General features: G+C 72.4%; 14 protein-coding genes. 9 read left to right on the top strand and 5 right to left on the bottom strand.

The window, feature by feature from the left end; all coding sequences use genetic code 11:
• The first annotated feature begins 5 nt into the window (after positions 1-5).
• The 3 genes from CHC05_RS10785 (at position 6) to CHC05_RS10775 (ending at position 2,725) form a co-directional block, all read left to right on the top strand.
• Positions 6-698, top strand: coding sequence for a cytidine deaminase (locus CHC05_RS10785; protein ID WP_089247319.1), 693 nt, complete (start codon positions 6-8; stop codon positions 696-698).
• A complete protein-coding gene (locus CHC05_RS10780; protein ID WP_089247317.1) occupies positions 695-1,972 on the top strand; it encodes a thymidine phosphorylase in 1,278 nt (425 codons plus the stop codon). The genes CHC05_RS10785 and CHC05_RS10780 overlap by 4 nt, the downstream gene beginning before the upstream one ends.
• A gap of 72 nt (positions 1,973-2,044) precedes the next feature.
• Positions 2,045-2,725 carry a DUF4272 domain-containing protein gene (locus CHC05_RS10775; RefSeq protein WP_089247315.1) on the top strand — a complete coding sequence of 227 codons (681 nt, stop codon included), beginning with the start codon at positions 2,045-2,047 and terminating at the stop codon, positions 2,723-2,725.
• On the opposite strand, the gene CHC05_RS10770 is transcribed toward CHC05_RS10775, so the two are convergent.
• The gene (locus CHC05_RS10770) at positions 2,718-3,527 is read right to left on the bottom strand and encodes a putative RNA methyltransferase (RefSeq protein ID WP_089247313.1); all 810 of its coding nucleotides are present in this window, start codon (positions 3,525-3,527) and stop codon (positions 2,718-2,720) included. The genes CHC05_RS10775 and CHC05_RS10770 overlap by 8 nt on opposite strands.
• Before the next feature lie 26 nt (positions 3,528-3,553).
• Here CHC05_RS10770 and CHC05_RS10765 point away from each other — a divergent pair, with 26 nt between their 5' ends.
• The 5 genes from CHC05_RS10765 (at position 3,554) to CHC05_RS10745 (ending at position 10,131) form a co-directional block, all read left to right on the top strand.
• The gene (locus CHC05_RS10765; RefSeq protein WP_089247311.1) at positions 3,554-4,627 is read left to right on the top strand and encodes an adenosine deaminase; all 1,074 of its coding nucleotides are present in this window, start codon (positions 3,554-3,556) and stop codon (positions 4,625-4,627) included.
• Between the two features lie 375 nt (positions 4,628-5,002).
• Positions 5,003-8,668, top strand: a complete 3,666-nt coding sequence (locus CHC05_RS10760; RefSeq protein ID WP_089247309.1) for a sensor histidine kinase — start codon at positions 5,003-5,005, stop codon at positions 8,666-8,668.
• A complete protein-coding gene (locus CHC05_RS10755; protein ID WP_089247307.1) occupies positions 8,665-9,069 on the top strand; it encodes a roadblock/LC7 domain-containing protein in 405 nt (134 codons plus the stop codon). Before CHC05_RS10760 ends, CHC05_RS10755 begins: the two co-directional genes overlap by 4 nt.
• 95 nt (positions 9,070-9,164) lie before the next feature.
• A complete protein-coding gene (locus CHC05_RS10750) occupies positions 9,165-9,542 on the top strand; it encodes a DUF742 domain-containing protein (protein ID WP_089247557.1) in 378 nt (125 codons plus the stop codon).
• Positions 9,523-10,131 (top strand): GTP-binding protein, encoded by a 609-nt coding sequence (locus CHC05_RS10745; protein WP_179266120.1) that lies wholly within the window; start codon positions 9,523-9,525, stop codon positions 10,129-10,131. Before CHC05_RS10750 ends, CHC05_RS10745 begins: the two co-directional genes overlap by 20 nt.
• Positions 10,132-10,217: 86 nt before the next feature.
• On the opposite strand, the gene CHC05_RS10740 is transcribed toward CHC05_RS10745, so the two are convergent.
• The 3 genes from CHC05_RS10740 to CHC05_RS10730 all read right to left on the bottom strand — a co-directional run bounded on the left by CHC05_RS10740 (position 10,218) and on the right by CHC05_RS10730 (position 15,511).
• Positions 10,218-11,426 (bottom strand): ABC transporter substrate-binding protein, encoded by a 1,209-nt coding sequence (locus tag CHC05_RS10740; RefSeq protein ID WP_089247303.1) that lies wholly within the window; start codon positions 11,424-11,426, stop codon positions 10,218-10,220.
• A 108-nt stretch (positions 11,427-11,534) separates the two neighbouring features.
• The gene (locus CHC05_RS10735; protein WP_245870760.1) at positions 11,535-14,375 is read right to left on the bottom strand and encodes a transposase; all 2,841 of its coding nucleotides are present in this window, start codon (positions 14,373-14,375) and stop codon (positions 11,535-11,537) included.
• Between the two features lie 62 nt (positions 14,376-14,437).
• Positions 14,438-15,511 (bottom strand): DNA primase, encoded by a 1,074-nt coding sequence (locus CHC05_RS10730; RefSeq protein ID WP_089247301.1) that lies wholly within the window; start codon positions 15,509-15,511, stop codon positions 14,438-14,440.
• A gap of 144 nt (positions 15,512-15,655) precedes the next feature.
• Between CHC05_RS10730 and CHC05_RS10725 the strand changes: the two genes are divergently transcribed.
• Positions 15,656-15,985: a PadR family transcriptional regulator gene (locus tag CHC05_RS10725; RefSeq protein ID WP_089247299.1), complete on the top strand. Its 330-nt coding sequence runs from the start codon at positions 15,656-15,658 to the stop codon at positions 15,983-15,985.
• Here CHC05_RS10725 and CHC05_RS10720 read toward each other — a convergent pair.
• Positions 15,982-16,653 carry a permease prefix domain 1-containing protein gene (locus CHC05_RS10720; protein ID WP_089247297.1) on the bottom strand — a complete coding sequence of 224 codons (672 nt, stop codon included), beginning with the start codon at positions 16,651-16,653 and terminating at the stop codon, positions 15,982-15,984. The genes CHC05_RS10725 and CHC05_RS10720 overlap by 4 nt on opposite strands.
• Positions 16,654-16,658: the final 5 nt, after the last annotated feature.

Here is a 16,658-nt window from a genome sequence, read left to right as displayed (position 1 = left end):
TGCTCATGGAGATCGACTGGGTGGCGCTGCGAGCCGCTGCCGTCGAGGTGATGGGCAACGCGTACGCGCCGTACTCGGACTTCCCGGTCGGTGTCGCGGGCCTCGTCGACGACGGCCGGGTCGTGGTCGGCTGCAACGTGGAGAACGCGTCCTACGGGGTGACCCTGTGCGCCGAGTGCGGCATGGTCTCGGCCCTGCACGCCTCCGGTGGCGGCCGGCTGGTCGCGGTCTCCTGCGTCGACGGCGCGGGCCAGCCCCTGATGCCCTGCGGTCGCTGCCGCCAGCTCCTGTTCGAGCACGGCGGCCCGGACTGCCTGGTCGAGGCGCTGCCCGAGCCCCTGCGGGTCGGCGACCTGCTGCCGCACGCGTTCGGCCCGGCCAACCTCGACCGGGGCCGCGGCGCGATTCCCGAGGTCCCCGAGCGGCTGGCCCGCTGGCGCGGCCGGGGCACCGTCTTCGTGCACACCGACAGCGCCGGCGGCGCGCTGGTCTGGACCGGCTACTGGGAGCGGTCGGCCGGCGAGGGTGAGGAGAAGGGCATCCTCGAAGAGGCGCCGACCTGGTCCGCGGCCCGCGAGGGCATCGAGTGGGCCCGCGCCCGCACCGCTCGCATCGTGATCGTCGACGAGTCCGGCGACACCTGGTGGGCCGGCGAGGGCGAGCCGCCTTCCGAAATCGGCAAACGGTGGGACCAGTGACTTTTGCTGCTGTCGACGTCATCCGGACCAAGCGCGACGGTGGGGTGCTCTCCGACGCCGCGATCGACTGGGTGGTCGACGCCTACACCAAGGGCGTGGTCGCCGACGAGCAGATGTCGGCGCTCGCGATGGCGATCCTGCTGCGCGGCATGACGCCCGCCGAGATCGCCCGGTGGACCGCCGCGATGATCGCCAGCGGCGAGCGGCTCGACCTGTCCGCGGTCGACCGCCCGACCGCCGACAAGCACAGCACCGGCGGCGTCGGTGACAAGATCACCTTGCCGCTCACCCCGCTGGTCGCCGCCTGCGGCGTCGCCGTGCCGCAGCTCTCCGGCCGCGGTCTCGGGCACACCGGCGGCACCCTCGACAAGCTCGAGTCGATCCCGGGCTGGCGGGCCCGCCTCGACAACGCCGAGTTCATCGCGCAGCTGCGCGACGTCGGCGCGGTGATCTGCGCGGCCGGCGACGGGCTCGCACCCGCCGACCGCAAGCTGTACGCGTTGCGCGACGTCACCGGCACGGTCGAGGCCATCCCGCTGATCGCCAGCTCCATCATGAGCAAGAAGATCGCCGAAGGCACCGGCGCGCTGGTGCTCGACGTCAAGGTCGGCTCGGGCGCCTTCATGAAGTCGCTCGACGACGCGCGCGAGCTCGCCCGCACGATGGTCGACCTGGGCACCGCGCACGGGGTGCGCACGGTCGCGCTGCTCACCGACATGTCCACCCCGCTGGGTCTGGCCGTGGGCAACGCCGTCGAGGTCACGGAGTCGGTCGAGGTGCTGGCCGGCGGCGGTCCGGCGGACGTGGTCGAGCTGACCCTGGCGCTGGCCCGGGAGATGCTCGACGCGGCGGGCCGGCCGGACGCCGACCCGGCGGCGGCACTCGCCGACGGCCGCGCGATGGACGCCTGGCGGTCGATGGTCCGGGCACAGGGCGGCGACCCGGACGCGGCCCTGCCGACCGCGCGCGAGACCCACACGGTCACCGCGGCGGCGGACGGGTTCGTCTCGGCCGTCGACGCGTACGCGATCGGCATCGCGGCCTGGCGGCTCGGAGCCGGCCGGGCGCGCAAGGAGGACCCGGTCTCCGCCGCGGCGGGAGTGGTGCTGCACCGCAAGCCGGGCGACCCGGTGCGCGCGGGTGAGCCGCTCTACGAGCTGCGTACGGACGATCCGAACCGGTTCGAAGCGGCGCTTTCCGCCGCCGCCGAAGCGGTGTCGATCTCGGCCGAGCCGCCGGTGCCGACGGCACTGGTGATCGATCGTCTCGCCTGACATTCCGCTGGGCGCCTGAAACGGCTATCCTCGCTGGCCAGGGGGATCACCGACGCCAGAGGAACGAACGCCGTGTCCGTGTCTGCTCCCGACCCACGACCCATCAGGGCCGCCAGTGTCGATGAGCTGCGCCGACTCCGGCTGCCGACGCCGCCGGCCGGCTTCCCGCTGGTGTGGGAACCCGGCGACGAGGTCGAGCTGCGGCACACCGGTGACATCGAGGCGCGCACCGCGATCCTGCACCTCGTGCTGGCTCGCTGTTTCGGCATGCCGCCCCAGGCGGCGATGAGCTGGCTGCTCACCTCGCACCTGGTCGAGCTGGTCACGCCACCGGAATGGCAGTTCGTGGTGGCCGAGCGCGGTGACCGCCGGTCGTTCGTGCTGCACCACGACGCGATCTTCGCGCTGGCCTGGCTGCTCGGGATGAGCAAGCACCTGGACCCGACGGCGCCGACCGACGAGCGCTTGATGGACGCGTTGCCGCACCTGCCGGAAGGCGAGACATTCCGGGCATGGCGTTCGCGGATCCTGGCCGCGCCCCGCGACGCCGCCGAAGCGGCCGCGATGCTCGACTTCTACTACTGCCTCGACTGGAGCTATCTGGAGGCGGAGCGCCGGGGGATCGACCTGCCCGGCGTGATCGACGCGAACGCGATCGGGCAACGACGCTGGGCGCTGGAGTGGGCGGTGGTCTTCCGCGGCCCGTACCACGACCCGCCGGGCGGCTGGGAAGAAGTGGACCTCTCTACCTAGGTGTCCACTCGTCCAGCCTGATCGCCGCGGTCACCTCCACCGGTGTGGGTAGGTCGATCGTCGCCGCGTCCCGGTGCCAGGCGCTCGGTCCCATGCCCACCACCGTGGCGACCTCGTCCCGGTCCAGCCGCAGGGTTTCGCGCAGGGACTGTCGCCGGGCCAGCGTGAAGTGCGCGTCCAGGCTGGCCGCGAGCCGCTCCTCCTTGGCGGGGTCGACGGTCAGCAGGCCGAGCGCGGTGACGAGCTCGGCCAGATGGTCCGGCTCCGGCGTGACCACCAGCAGCCGGCCGTCCGGTCGCAGGACCCGGTGGAACTCCGCGCCGTTGCGGGGCGCGAACACGTCCAGCAGCACGGCCGTGTCGTGGTCGGCCAGCGGCAGCCGGCCCCAGGCGTCGGTGCGGACCGCGCCCGCCCGCTCGTGCACCCGGGCCGCTCGGCGCAGCGCGGGCTTCGACGCGTCCAGCACGAGACCGTGCAGGGCCGGGTTCGCGTCGAGGACGGTCGCCAGATGCTGCCCGGTGCCTCCGCCGACGTCCACGGCGATTCCGGCGGCCCCGGCGGCCGCCTCGGCGAGCGCGGTCGAGACGAAGGCGTAGTGCCCCTCGGCGAGGAACGCGTCGCGCGCGGCGACCATCTCCGGCGTGTCACCGGTGTGCGGCGACCGGCCGGCGCTCAGGTCCGCGTACCCCTGCCGGGCCAGGTCGAAGCTGTGCCCCCGGGGGCAGCGCAGCGTCCGCTCGTGCGCGTGCAGTGGCTCGCGGCACACCGGGCACCGTAGGTACGCCACAACGTCGCGGTTCATCCATCCTCAGCCACTAGGGTCTTTCCATGGTCCCAATCGGCATGGAAGAGATCGTCAAGGCCCCCAAGGCGCTGCTGCACGACCACCTCGACGGCGGGCTGCGCCCGGCGACGATCGTGGAACTGGCCGCCGAGGTCGACCACACCCTGCCGACCACCGATCCCGGGGAGCTCGGCCGGTGGTTCGTCGAGTCGGCCGACTCCGGGTCGCTCGAACGCTACCTGGAGACGTTCGACCACACGGTCGCCGTGATGCAGACCGCGGCGTCGCTGCACCGGGTCGCCGCCGAGTGCGCGCTCGACCTGGCCGCCGACGGCGTGGTCTACGCCGAGGTCCGGTTCGCGCCCGAACAGCACCTCGAGCGCGGTCTGACGCTCGACGGGGTGGTCGAGGCGGTGCTCGGCGGTTTCGCCGCGGGCACCGAGCAGGCGGCGGCCAAGGGCCAGCAGATCCGGGTGGGCACGCTGCTCACCGCGATGCGGCACGCCGCGCGGTCGCAGGAGATCGCCGAGCTCGCCGTTCGCTACCGCGACACCGGGGTGGTCGGCTTCGACATCGCCGGCGCCGAGGCGGGCTTCCCGCCCACCCGCCACCTCGACGCGTTCGAATACCTCCAGCGGGAGAACTTCCACTTCACCATCCACGCCGGCGAGGCGTTCGGGTTGCCGTCGATCTGGCAGGCGATCCAGTGGTGCGGCGCCGACCGCCTGGGGCACGGCGTGCGCCTGGTCGACGACATCACCCCCGGTGGAGACCCGGTGCTCGGCCGGCTCTCGGCTTACGTGCGCGACAAGCGCATCCCGCTGGAGCTGTGCCCGTCGTCCAACGTGCAGACCGGCGCCGCGCCGTCGATCGAGCAGCACCCCATCGGGTTGCTCCGCGACCTGCGCTTCCGGGTCACTGTCAACACCGACAACCGGCTGATGAGCGGCACGTCCATGTCGCGCGAGATGGCCCTGCTGGTCGATGCGTTCGGCTACGGCTGGAGCGAGCTGCAGTGGTTCACCATCAACGCGATGAAGAGTGCCTTCATCCCCTTCGACGAGCGGCTCAGCATCATCAATGAGGTGATCAAGCCCGCGTACGCGAAATTGGCGTAAGGGACGTCTTCGCCACGTGCGTATTCCGGCGTTTCGGAAGTCCAATCCAGACTTAACGGCTTTTTCTCATCGTCCCTTCGTACTAATCCACCGTGCCCTTCCCCTATAAGAGGCATTGCGGCGTGGTCGGACCGGGGCGCGATCATCGGAAGAAGTACCGACGGTGGGAGATCGACGCTCACCTAGGGTGACATGGGGCGAACGCGTTGCTGACAAACGGACTGAACATCGCATCAGTACGGCGATCACGGACAGGGTGGGCTTTCTCTTTGCCCGGCGGACGTGATGGAATGCCGGGGGTCCGACCCGCCCGGGTCGGCCGATCGGCGGTGCCCGTGCGCAATTTCCTACGGCGCCGAACCGGAGGGCGGTGACGTGAGCAAGCGGCCGAAGACGGCGAACTCCTTCATGTCGCGTCTCCGCCGGCCAACCAGCCGGCTTCGTGATCTGCCGATCTGGTCGAAGCTCGGCCTCATCATGATCGTCCCGACCCTGGCGACGATCGTGGTTGGCACCAACGGCCTGATCGACCACATCGACACGTCGGAGAACGCGGACCAGGCACGTGACCTCGCCGTAGTGGTGGAAGCGTCCGGGGATCTAGTTCAGAACCTGCAGAACGAGCGGGCCGCGGCGGCGATGCTGCTCGGCGCCGAAACCGACAACGACAAGAAGAAATACAAGACGGCGTTCGAGAGCTCGCAGCAGGCGGTCGACCGAGTGGTGAACAGCTACTCGACGCAGCGCGCCTCGCTCAACGACCTGCCGACCAACTTCACCACCACGCTCGCGCAGATCGACGACGGCCTCCAGGGCCTGCCGGGCGTGCGCAGCCAGGTGACGAGCAACAAGTTCGCGTTCACGGACGCGGCCCGGGCCTACAACGCCCTCGTCGACAACCTGCTCAACCTCCGCGACGGCGCCGCTCAGCTGGCTGCCAACACGTCGCTGAGCGAGCGGATGCGTGCGGTCGCGGCCGTCGCGCGGCAGAAGGAGTTCCTCTCCCAGGAGCGCCTCGTCGTGCTGCAGGCCTACAGCGCCGGCGGCATGAACCAGAACCTCAAGAAGGAGTTCATCGCCTCGCAGACCGGCCAGCTACAGGCCGCCGAGACGTTCATCTCGGTCGCGACGGTGACCGAGGAAGAGAGCTACAACCAGACCGTGGCCGGCTCCGACCTGCGGTCGTCGACCGCGTTCGCGGGCTGGATCACCGGCGTCATGCCCGAGAGCGGCGCTCTCGGCGACGCGCCGTTCAAAATCGACTCCTGGGACAGCGCGCTGCTCGGCCACAGCCGGTTGATCCGCAGCGTCGAGCGCCGCCTCGACAACACCGTGGTCGACACGGCCACCACCTTGCGTGACGACGTGCAGCGCCAGGTCCTCATCGAGACCGGCCTGCTGCTCGCCATGCTGCTGCTGGCCATCCTGTTCGCGTGGTTGGTCGCCCGGTCGATGGCGCGGTCGCTGCGTGAGCTGCGGCACGGTGCCCTCGCGGTCGCTCAGTACGGTCTGCCGCAGGCGGTGTCCCGGCTGCGTGACCCGGCGCTGTCCACCCAGATGTCGCCGGCCCAGTTGGCCAACCAGATCGCCGAGCCGCTGCCGGTCCGCAGCAAGGACGAGTTCGGTCAGGTGACCGAGGCGTTCAACGCGGTCCACCTCGAAGCCGTCCGCACCGCGGCCGAGCAGGCCGCCCTGCGTGCCTCCGTCGCGACGATGTTCGTCAACCTGGCCCGCCGTTCGCAGATCCTGGTCGACCGGCTGATCGGTCACCTGGACCGGCTCGAGCGCGGTGAGGAAGACCCGGACCGCCTGGCCGAGCTGTTCCAGCTCGACCACCTGGCCACCCGGATGCGCCGCAACGACGAAAACCTCCTGGTGCTGGCGGGCGCCGACTCCACGCGTATCCAGCGCGAGCCGGCCGCCCTGATCGACGTGCTGCGCGCCGCGCAGTCCGAGGTCGAGCACTACACCCGGATCGAGTTCGGCGTCATCGACCGTGACATCGAGGTCGCGGCGCACGCGGTCAACGACCTCGTGCACCTGGTCGCCGAGCTGTTCGACAACGCGACCGCGTTCTCCCCGCCCGACTCGAGCGTCATGGTCGAGGCCCGGCGGATCGGCGAGCACGCGGTGCTCTACGTCGAGGACCGCGGCATCGGCATCACCGTCGACCAGCTCAACGACCTCAACGAGCGACTAGCCACACCGCCGATGGTGGACGTGGCGGTCTCCCGGATGATGGGCCTGGTCGTGGTCGCGCGCCTGGCCGCGCGGCACGGCGTCAAGGTCGAGCTGCGTCCCGCCTCCGACCGCGGCACCGTCGCCGACGTCGCACTGCCCACCTCGGTGCTCGTGCCCCGGGGCCTGGGCGGCCGCACGTCGGGCGCCTACGAGCTGCCGGTGCAGCAGTCGGCGCAGCCGCAGCAGCAGTCCCGGTCGCCGTTCCCGGCGCCGCTGGCGCTGGAGAGCGGGCCGATGACGCGCTCCGACCGGGAGCTCGCCGGCGCGAGTGGCGGGCTCGCCAGCGCGTTCGGTGGCCGCCCTGGCGACGCGCCGTCCAACGGCTTCAACGGCGCCAACGGCAACGGCAACGGTCGCCCCGGCGCGATGCCGGCCTGGTCCGACCTCACCGGCGCCGGTCCGCAGGGCGGTCGTCCCAGCGACCCGTTCGGCGGCCCGCGTGACGAGTCGCTGCCGAACCGCCGGCAGTCCGAGGGCTGGGCGATGGAGGGCGAGGTCTCGCCCGCGATCCCGCGCCAGACGCCGCGCGACAACGGCACGTCTCCCGTGTTCTCGGCTCCGCCGATGATCTCGGTGCCGCCGGTCATCTCCGTGCCCCCGTCGTCGCCCGGGTCCGCGGCCGCGCCGCGCCAGCCCGAGCCGTGGGAGCAGGGTGGCCCGACGCTGCCGCCGAGCGCGCCGGCCGGTCCGCCGATCGCCATGCCGGACAGCCCGGTCGTTCCGGGCCGGTCCAGCGGCCTGCCCGGGCGTCCGACCGATCAGCCGGAGAACCCGAGCTTCAGCCAGCCGCCGGCGGCCGTTCCGCCGCCCGCGGCGGTGCCGCAGCCGACCGCGTTCGCTGGCAACGGTGGTTTCGCGGGCACCCCGGCGGGTGGTCAGGCGCCGCCGGCGTGGCCGCCGGTCGCGGCCGAGCCGCAGCCGTCCGTCGACCACCTCGGGTCCGTCGACATGACCCGCGAGCTGCCCCGGGTCGAGCGCCCGGCAGCGGCACCGACGCCGCCGACCGCACCGCAGCAGCCCGCCGTCCCGCCGATCATCCCGGCCGCCAACAAGGCCCGGTTCGCCGACGAGACGATGGAACTGCCGATCTTCCGCGAGTTGGAGTCGGCGTGGTTCCGCACGCGCCGGGCCGCCGCCGAGGAGAGCTCGCTCACGTCGACTCCGAGCGCCGCTGACGCTGCCCCCGCAGCCAGCGCGGCGCCGGCGCCGGCCGACGCCCGGATGGGCAGCGGAGCGACCGCGGCACCGACGCAGCAGTTCGCCACCGTCGAGGCCACCCAGCGGCTCACCAGCTCGCCGCAGTCGCGGGTGGCACCAGCCGGGACCAGCCCGGCGGATGGTGCGGCGGGCAGCGGCCTGCCGACCCGTCCGCAGGCGGTGCCCAGCGGGCCGCCGCCGCAGCAGCCGCGGTTCAACGGTGCCTCCGACAACGGCAATGGCAACGGCGCCGCCGCACGTCGGCCCGAGCCGCAGGAGTCGTGGCAGACAGCTGCCGACGACGGATGGCGGGCAGCTTCCGCCATCTCGGAGATGGAAGTGAACGAAACCACGACGGCCGGCCTGCCCAAGCGGGTTCCGATGGCGCAGCTCGTGCCGGGCGGGGTCGACAAGTCGGCCACCTCGGTCAAGCAGCGCACACCGGAAGCTGTCCGCGGGCTGCTCTCGGCATACCACCGAGGTGTGCAGCGCGGTCGCACCCAGCCCAAGGACGAAACTTCGGATACGACTCCGGCCGGGCAGCCCTCCCAAGCTGGCCACGGTCCGGGTGCCGGGAGCGGTCAGAAGGAGCACGAACGATGACAACCACGCAAGATCTCGGGTGGCTGCTCGCCAACTTCGCCGATCGCGTGCCGGGCGTCGCACACGCGATCGCGGTTTCCGCGGATGGTCTGCTCCTCGCCTCGTCGCGGGACCTCCCGCGCGACCGGGCCGACCAGCTGGCCGCGATCTCGTCCGGCCTGGTCAGCTTGACCCAGGGCGCGGCGCGCTGCTTCGAGGGTGGCGCGGTGCTGCAGAACGTGGTCGAGATGGACAACGGGTTCCTCTTCCTGATGTCGATCTCCGACGGCTCCTCGTTCGCGGTTCTGGCCGCTCGCAGCTGCGACGTCGGCCAGGTCGGTTACGAGATGGCGTTGCTGGTCGACCGGGTCGGTGACGCACTGACCCCGGCGCCCCGCACCGCCGCTGGAATGCTCGGCTAGTCGTTCCGGCAACGGAACGGCGTACGACAACAACACACACACGACGGGACCCGATCGATCGGGCCCGCGGCACGATGCGAAGGGGGTGAGTGGCGATGACCGACCGGGACGAGCCAACCGGCGCGTTGGTACGGCCGTACGCCGTCACCCGCGGTCGCACGAGGCCGCGGCTCGAGATCGCGCTCGAGGCACTCGTCGAAACAACGGTCCGCGGTCGAACCGCCAACTCCACCAAGGGTGGGGGAGGCCGCGAGCACCAATACATCGCCGCGTTGTGCGACGGCCGGTTGCAGTCGCTCGCGGAGATCGCGGCCCGGATGCAGCTCCCGCTGGGTGTTGCCCGGGTCCTGATCGCCGACATGGCCGCCGACGGGCTCGTCGCGGTCTACGAACCGACCTCACTGGAAGACACGAACGATGCGGTGGGCACTGAACTGCTGGAGAGGGTGCTGAGTGGACTTCGCAGGCTCTGACGTGACGCACCGCCCGAGCGCTGGCCGTGTGACGTCGGCGAAGATTGTCATCGCCGGCGGGTTCGGCGTCGGCAAGACCACGCTGGTCGGGTCGGTGTCGGAGATCACGCCGCTGACCACCGAGGCGATCATGACCTCGGCCGGCGTCGGCGTCGACGGCACCCGGCAGGTGCCGGGCAAGACGACGACGACCGTCGCCATGGACTTCGGCCGGATCACGATCGACCGTGACCTGATCCTCTATCTGTTCGGCACACCTGGCCAGACGCGGTTCTGGTTCATGTGGGACGAGCTGGTGCGAGGTGCGATCGGGGCGATCGTGCTGGTCGACACACGCCGACTAGCCGACTGCTTCGCGGCGATCGACTTCTTCGAGCATCGCCGGCTTCCGTACCTGGTGGCCATAAACTGCTTCGACGGGGTGCAGTACCACGACCCGCAGGACGTTCGCGACGCGCTCGCGATCTCCAGCGACGTTCCGGTCGTGGCCTGCGACGCCCGCAACCGCGAGTCGACCAAGCACGTTCTGATCAGCCTGGTCGAGTACGTGCTCAGCATGCGCCGCTCGCGCGCGGTGGCCCCGGCCTGACCGGGCCACCCCCGCGGCACCTCACCCACAGCAGCAGAAAGCCCCACCGCCTCGGCGGTGGGGCTTTCTCGTGGACGTGGGGTGGGTCAGCTGACGCGGATCCAGGCGCCGTTGGTGGCCTGGAAGATGGCCAGTGAGTCGGCGGTCATGCCGCCGTGCTTGATCGGCTGGAACTCGTAGGAGCCGGCGATGCCCTCGGTGATGAGGTTCTCCAGGTAGACCCGGATGCGGCCGCGGTCGACACTGCGGCCCAGGCGGGCCGCGTTGGCGAGCAGCCGCACCGCGTCGGAGCTGTAGGGCGCGAAGCCGCGGAACGCGCCGTGCTTCTGGATGTAGCGGTAGATGAAGTCACGCCGGTCGAGGTCGGCCATCGTCGTGTCGGTCAGCGAGGTGCCGGCCAGCGACGCGGGGTGCACGGCCAGCGCCTTCTCGGCCTGCCTCTGCCTGTCCTGGCTGGAGAACGTGTCGTCGGCGACGCCGCCCGGGTCGAAGATGATCTGCCCGCCGTAGCTCGCCGCGCGGAGGGCCGCCATGGCTGCGCCGGAGTCGGGTGCCTGTGCCCAGATGATGACGGCCGCCGGGTTCTTCTCGACCACCTTCGCAATGGCCTCGTCGACGGAGGTGCCAGTGGTCGGAAGCACCGACTCGACCTTGATGGAGCTGCCGAGCGCAGCGCGCAGAGCCGCGACGCCGCCCTTGCCGTACGCACCGCCGGAATAGGCCACGCCGACGGTGCCCAGGTCGCGGTCGGCGAGCAGGTCGCGCATCATCCGGGCGATGTCTTCGGCGTTGGGCTGCAGCCTGTAGATGTAGGTGCGCGCGGTCAGCGGCGTGACGATGTTGCTGGCCGACGCGAGGGAGATGAACGGCACCTGCTCGGTCTGGGCCACCGTCAGCATCGCGAGCGAGGTCTCGGCCAGCACGCCGCCGAGCATCGCGTGGACGTTCTCCTTCTGGATGAACTCGGTCGCGTGCTGCGCGGCGGTCTCGGGGCGGCTGCCGTTGTCGCGGTAGATCATCTTGATCTTGCGGCGCAGGTTGCCGACCGGCACGCCCTCTTCGTTGAGCGTGTCGACGGTGATCCGCAGCGCCCGCTCCTGCAGCACGCCATGTGCCGCGCCAGGCCCCGTCAGCTCGAGGCTGGCGCCGATAATGAGCTCTTCGGAGCCTCGGGTGGTGGGGCCGGGGCTGTTGGTGTCGTCGGAGCCACAGGCGGCGGTGAAGAGGGTCCCAGCGGTCGCGACGAGGAGCCCTCGCCGGGTCAGCTGGGTCCGGCCGATCGCCGGCTTCGCCATCTGGTGCCGCCTTTCAACAGACCGGCGACGCCCGTCGCCAGATACCACGCGGGTATGCTCCCGGGCCGGCAGGCCCGCAGTCAAATCACAGTCGTCCCTGTCGGGAGGTCACGAACGTGCCGACCGGTACTCGTATTCCTGGCTTTCGTCGCGTCCACCGTGGTCACGGCTGAAGTCCCAGCCACCGGCCGCCTCGCGACCCGGGCGACCGCCGACCGCGTAGCCGCCGATCTCCTGGCCACGGCGCCAGCCACGGAAGTAGCCGGTGGTGTGCGCCGCTATGCTCGCGGCGTCCCGCACGATCCTCAGTGGCCGCTCGTCGCGCAACGGCGAGCCGGGCACCAGGTTGGCCTGCGGGACCCGCTTGGGTAGACCGGACTGCGTCTCGAGGCCGATGGACGGCGAGGAGGCCTTCTCGGCCGCACGCCAGCCGGTGTCGGCGACCGACGCCCAGGCGAGGTCTTCACTCTCGTCGGGGTGACCGGTGAACCAGGCGGACCGGGCCGCCGCGAAGATCAGCAGGCCTTCGTCGCCGTCGTCGTCGGAGACCGGCGGTGCGCTGATGCCGACGGGGAGCTGTGGGTGGCTCCCGGTGTCCATCGGGGTCTCCACGAGGCGCAGCGGAGGCGTCTCGTAGCGGGCGGCGTAGTCGTCGCGGTTGCGCCGGTCGTCGCGACCGCGCGACCGGTTCTCACGCGGGCCGTCGTCACGCAGCGCGCGGTCGGCCAGCGGCGGCGGCTCGACCAGCCGCAGGATCGGCGGCTCCGGCGGCATGTCGTCGGCCAGCCACGGCGGCGGCACCCGTCCGTCGTCACCGATGGACGAGTAGGTGGGCCGGTCGAGCTCGCTCGGCGGCAGGTCGTTGAGATCCGGGAAACCGTTGGCCCGCTCGTCCGCGGTGTTGTCGACGAGCGGCCAGTTGGCCCGCGCGCCCGGCTCAGGACGCGGTGCGGGCACCGGAACGCTCAGGTCGGTGGCCTGGAACCCGGTGACCGGCGGCTCGGGCGGGGGAGGCGGCGTGGCGGCCGGGCGGCCGTTGGCCCGCGGCGGGATCACGGTGGGCCGCTTGCGCTCGGCGCGCGCCGAGTTGATGGCCGCGTTGGTCAGCGTCGCCCGGAACGGCTCGCCGGCCTCGGCCGGCGGCACGGTCGGCCGCTGCGCCGGGATCGGCGTCATGCCGGGTGGCGGTGGCGGCGACGAGATCGGCTTGTTGACCGGGCCGGCCGAGACCGGGCGACCGGGTAGCGGCACCCGGGTCGCCGTCGGCGACATGGGCGCGGCCGGCAGGTGCGGCGCGGGCGGCAGGTGCGGAGCCGGGGGCTGGTGGGTCTCCGGCAGGTGCGGCGTGCCCGGCAGGCGCGGCGCGCTCGGGAAGCGCGACGCCGCCGGTGACAGCGGAGCGGCCGGCAGGTCGTCGGATGCGGCCGGCTGCGCGCCGCGGCGGCGCGGCGCGGCCGGGGACGACGGCGCGGCCGGCATGGGTGCCGGCGGCTGCAGGGTGGCCGGGGTCGGCGGCTCCGGCAGGTGCGGAGTTTCGCCGGTCGGCTGGTAGAGGCTGGTGCCGTCGAAACCGGTCGACCAGGCGTGGCCGGGGTTGCGCGAGGGCATCGGGGTGCCACCGGCTGGTGTGGGCGCGTCGAGCGCGGCCGCGGGCGGCTCCGCCGAACGGGTGGCGCCGCGGGTCGGTGTGCGGTCGCCGGAACGGCTCGCGGTGCGCGGCGTGGCGGGGTGGCGCGGTGCGTTCGGCGGGCGCGACGGGCTGGCGGCCCGCTGGGGCTCGGCCGGCTGCGCCGGCTCGGCGAACGGCACGGAGGCCGTCGTGGACAGCGGCGTCGGTGCGGTCGGCGGCGGCGCCACGGGGGCGGGAGCGACCGGCGGGGTGGTCAGCGCGCGCGGCGTGGTGGTCGCGGTGGCCGGCTCCGGGCGATGCCGACGGCCGGTGCCACGCTCGGGCAGCGGCAACGGCAGCGCGTGCAGCCCGGCCGGTGTCGCGGCGGCGGCCGGCTCGGCCGGCTCGCTCGCGGCGGCGCGGCGCATCGGACGGCGCGGCACGGCGGCGAGGGGGGTCGTGCGGGCGGCCAGCGTGGCGACCAGCGCCGCGCAGCCCTCGTCACACGAACGCACCGCGGCCACCGCCTGTCGGACGGCGTCGGCCGAGGCGCTGGCGAGGCTCTTGTTGACGGTGCCGCGGCGCGGCGTCTCGGCGATGGCGACCCGCAGGGCGGTGATCGCCTCGGTGACGGCGGCCGCGTCGCCGACCCCCTCGGCGGTCAGCCGCTTGGCGACCGCCTCGGCGGCCGGCGGCAGGTCACGACCGCGGGCGGCGGTGCCGGAGACCATGCCGGGCTCGGGCAACGCGTCGAGCACCGCGAGGGTCAGCGGCTCGGCCGGGTCGGAGTAGGCACGCAGGGCCGCGGGGTAAAGCTCGCGGAGCACCTCACGCAGCGTCGCCGCGGCGGAGTGCCGGCCGCCGGCGAGCGCGGAGTGCGCGGCCAGGATGGGCCGGTAGGGAACGAGGTCACGGGACACCGGGAGACCGACGGCGAAGATGGCACCCGCCTGCAGCGCGCGGGCCAGCCCGACCGCGCGACGCTCGGCCGCGGGGGACTCCATCTCCTCTATCGACTCGTCGTCGGCGAACCGCTCGGCGAAGTCGTCGACCGCGTCGTCGTCGGCGATGGCCAAGGGGCGACCGGCCGCGCTGAGCAGCGAGGTCACCTCGTGGTCGTCACTGTCGGCGGCGATCGCGGCGGAGCCTGGGCCGTTGGCCCGCTCGGCGAGCAGAGCGCCAAGCTCGGCGTAACCCGCCGGGTCGTCGGTGATCTCGCAGACGTCGAGCAACCGCCCGGCGTCGTCGACAACAGCAGCCGTCAGGCCGGTGCCGGCACCCGCCGGCCGACCCGTCGATTCCGCCGATGCGAGACCGCAGTACACCCGCACGAGCGCCACGTTGTCGTCCTCCTCCCCGGGCACATCGCGTGTGCCAAGGACTGATGTTCCCTGTTTAGGGGTCAGTCGCGCCAGTCCACAGCGGCAGAGATCTTGCCGATAATCGTGCGCCAGCCCAAACTTGCCGTTTGTGCCCCGATTTTCCGGAGTCGTCGGCGTGCCATGAAGCCGCTGATTCCGCCGTTGACCACGCCACGTAGTGCTTCGTCGAGGTCGTCGAGGCTGTTGCCAGGTGACAGCATGTCGAGTACGGAGGGCAGGCGCAACGCGTACGACAGATCGCGTGCGACCTCGCCGGCCTCGATGATGAGCGGCGGGTCCCAGCTGTCGTGGCCGCCACGCAGGTTCTCCACCACGAGGTCGAGCTCGTAGGAGTCCTCGTCGAGCGGGGCGATGTTGACCGGCTCGACCCGCTCGGCCAGGGTCGCCCAACTGTCGACCTGGGCGAGGTCGTGCGGTGCGCCCGAGCGGATGAAGCTGACCAGGCCTTCGGCGCTGCGGAACAGCAGGAGCTTGCCGCGGTGGGTGAGGAAGACGGGGACCTCTTCGGCCTCCTCCTCTTCTTCCTCTTCCTCCTCGGCCGCCTCGTCCTCGGTGTCGGCCTCGGCGGTCTCTTCCTCGGCTTCGTCGGCCGTGTCCTCGGCTTCGTCGTCGTCCTCGTCGGCGTCGCCGGAGCGGGCCTTGCGGCGCTCCTCCCGGCCGGCCGCTTCGGCCTGCTCGGCGAGCTCCTCGTCGGTGAAGAGGTCGGCGTCCTCGTCCTCTTCGTCCTGTCGGGCCCGCGCCGCGAAGGGATCGTCGTCTTCGCGGTCGGAGGTGTCGGTCGGCGTCAGCTCGTTGGACAGCCGGTAGGCGCGCAGCGTGAAGCCGGTGCCCGAGGGCAGCGCGATCTCGATGGGGTCGATCCGCAGCTCGTCCCAGAACGTGCGCTGGTCGGCGGGGTCGACATCGTCATCGGTTTCGTCGGTGTCGTCGGCCTCGTTTGCCTCCACCGGCTCGTCGACGGCCTCGACCGGCTCGTCGGTCGCAGCGGGCTCGGGCGCCTCGGGCGCGTCACCGGCCGTGGTCTCCTCGACCTCGGCCGCTGGCTCGTCCTGGGACGGCGGCTTGGCCTTGGACCGGTTGGACTGGCGCGCCACGCTGACCTCCGGGAGTGGTGTGTTTCGGGCGTGCGTTGGTGACTTCGCGCACGAACACCTTAGTGTGCTCCCGTCCGCTCCGGCGCCCGCACCCCGGGTGGCGATCGTGGCGTGGCGGCGCCCTAACGAGTAGGCTTTCTACCTATGAAGGCGCAGGCCCTGCACGGCCACCTCGACGCGCTCCTGCTCTCGGTGCTCGAGGGCGGTCCCTTGCACGGCTACGCCGTCATCGAGGCGCTCAAGGCCCGCAGCGGCGGTTCGCTCAACCTGCCCACCGGCACGGTCTATCCGGCGCTGCGCAGGCTGGAGCGCGCCGGTTTCGTCGACAGCACCTGGAGCACGGTCAACGGTCGGGAGCGTCGCACGTACGAGCTGACCGCCTCGGGTCGCGGCGCGCTGGCCGGTGAGCGGGCCAGCTGGACCGAGTTCAGCTCGACCGTCGGCCGCTTCCTCGGCGGCGCCGAGCCAGTCTAAATTCGCGCCGCGCGCAGGCCGGTCGCGGCCGAGCGGCCGATCCAGGTGGCCGCGATCGCCATCGCGGCGCCGCCGACGATCATCGGTGGCCAGGTGAGCGCGCCGGTCCACATCTCCGCGGACCAGCCGAACAACGCCAGCGCGCCGGCGCCGAGCAGGGTGAGCACCGCGACCAGGCCGCCCAGCGCACCGCGCAGCAGGCGGGCCGGCACCACGCGGCCCCGGCGGGTCGCCGACCACAGCGCGAGGCTGCCGAGCAGGGCGACGCCGACCGCGACCCGCGCGAGCCAGTCGACGCTGTCGGACAGCAGCAGGTAGGCCGCCGGCGGTCGCGGGCCCGACCAGGGCGCGCCCTGCCACATCAGGTCGCTGCAGAAGGCCGACACGGCGAACACGGCGATGACCCGCAGTCCGAACACCCGGGCGGCCGAGGCGGCGAGCTCGGCCTGGAACGCGGGCGCCACCTCGTCGACAGCGCCGAACTCGGCGATCGCCTGGCGTTGCGCGCTGGCCGCCGGCTGCCCGGCCGCGCGCAGGTCGTGCACCGCGTCGTCCAGCCCGTCGCGGGCCTCGGCCAGCATCCGCCGCTTGAGCCCGCGCGGCCCGGACAGGGCGCGGTCGAGCCGCTGGAGGTGCTCGTCGACGAGGCTGGCGGAGCCGGAGCGCATGGCAC

Source organism: Asanoa hainanensis, from assembly GCF_900188485.1.
GTDB classification, from domain to species: domain Bacteria; phylum Actinomycetota; class Actinomycetes; order Mycobacteriales; family Micromonosporaceae; genus Asanoa; species Asanoa hainanensis.
This window is presented reverse-complemented; position numbering and strand designations above follow the sequence as displayed.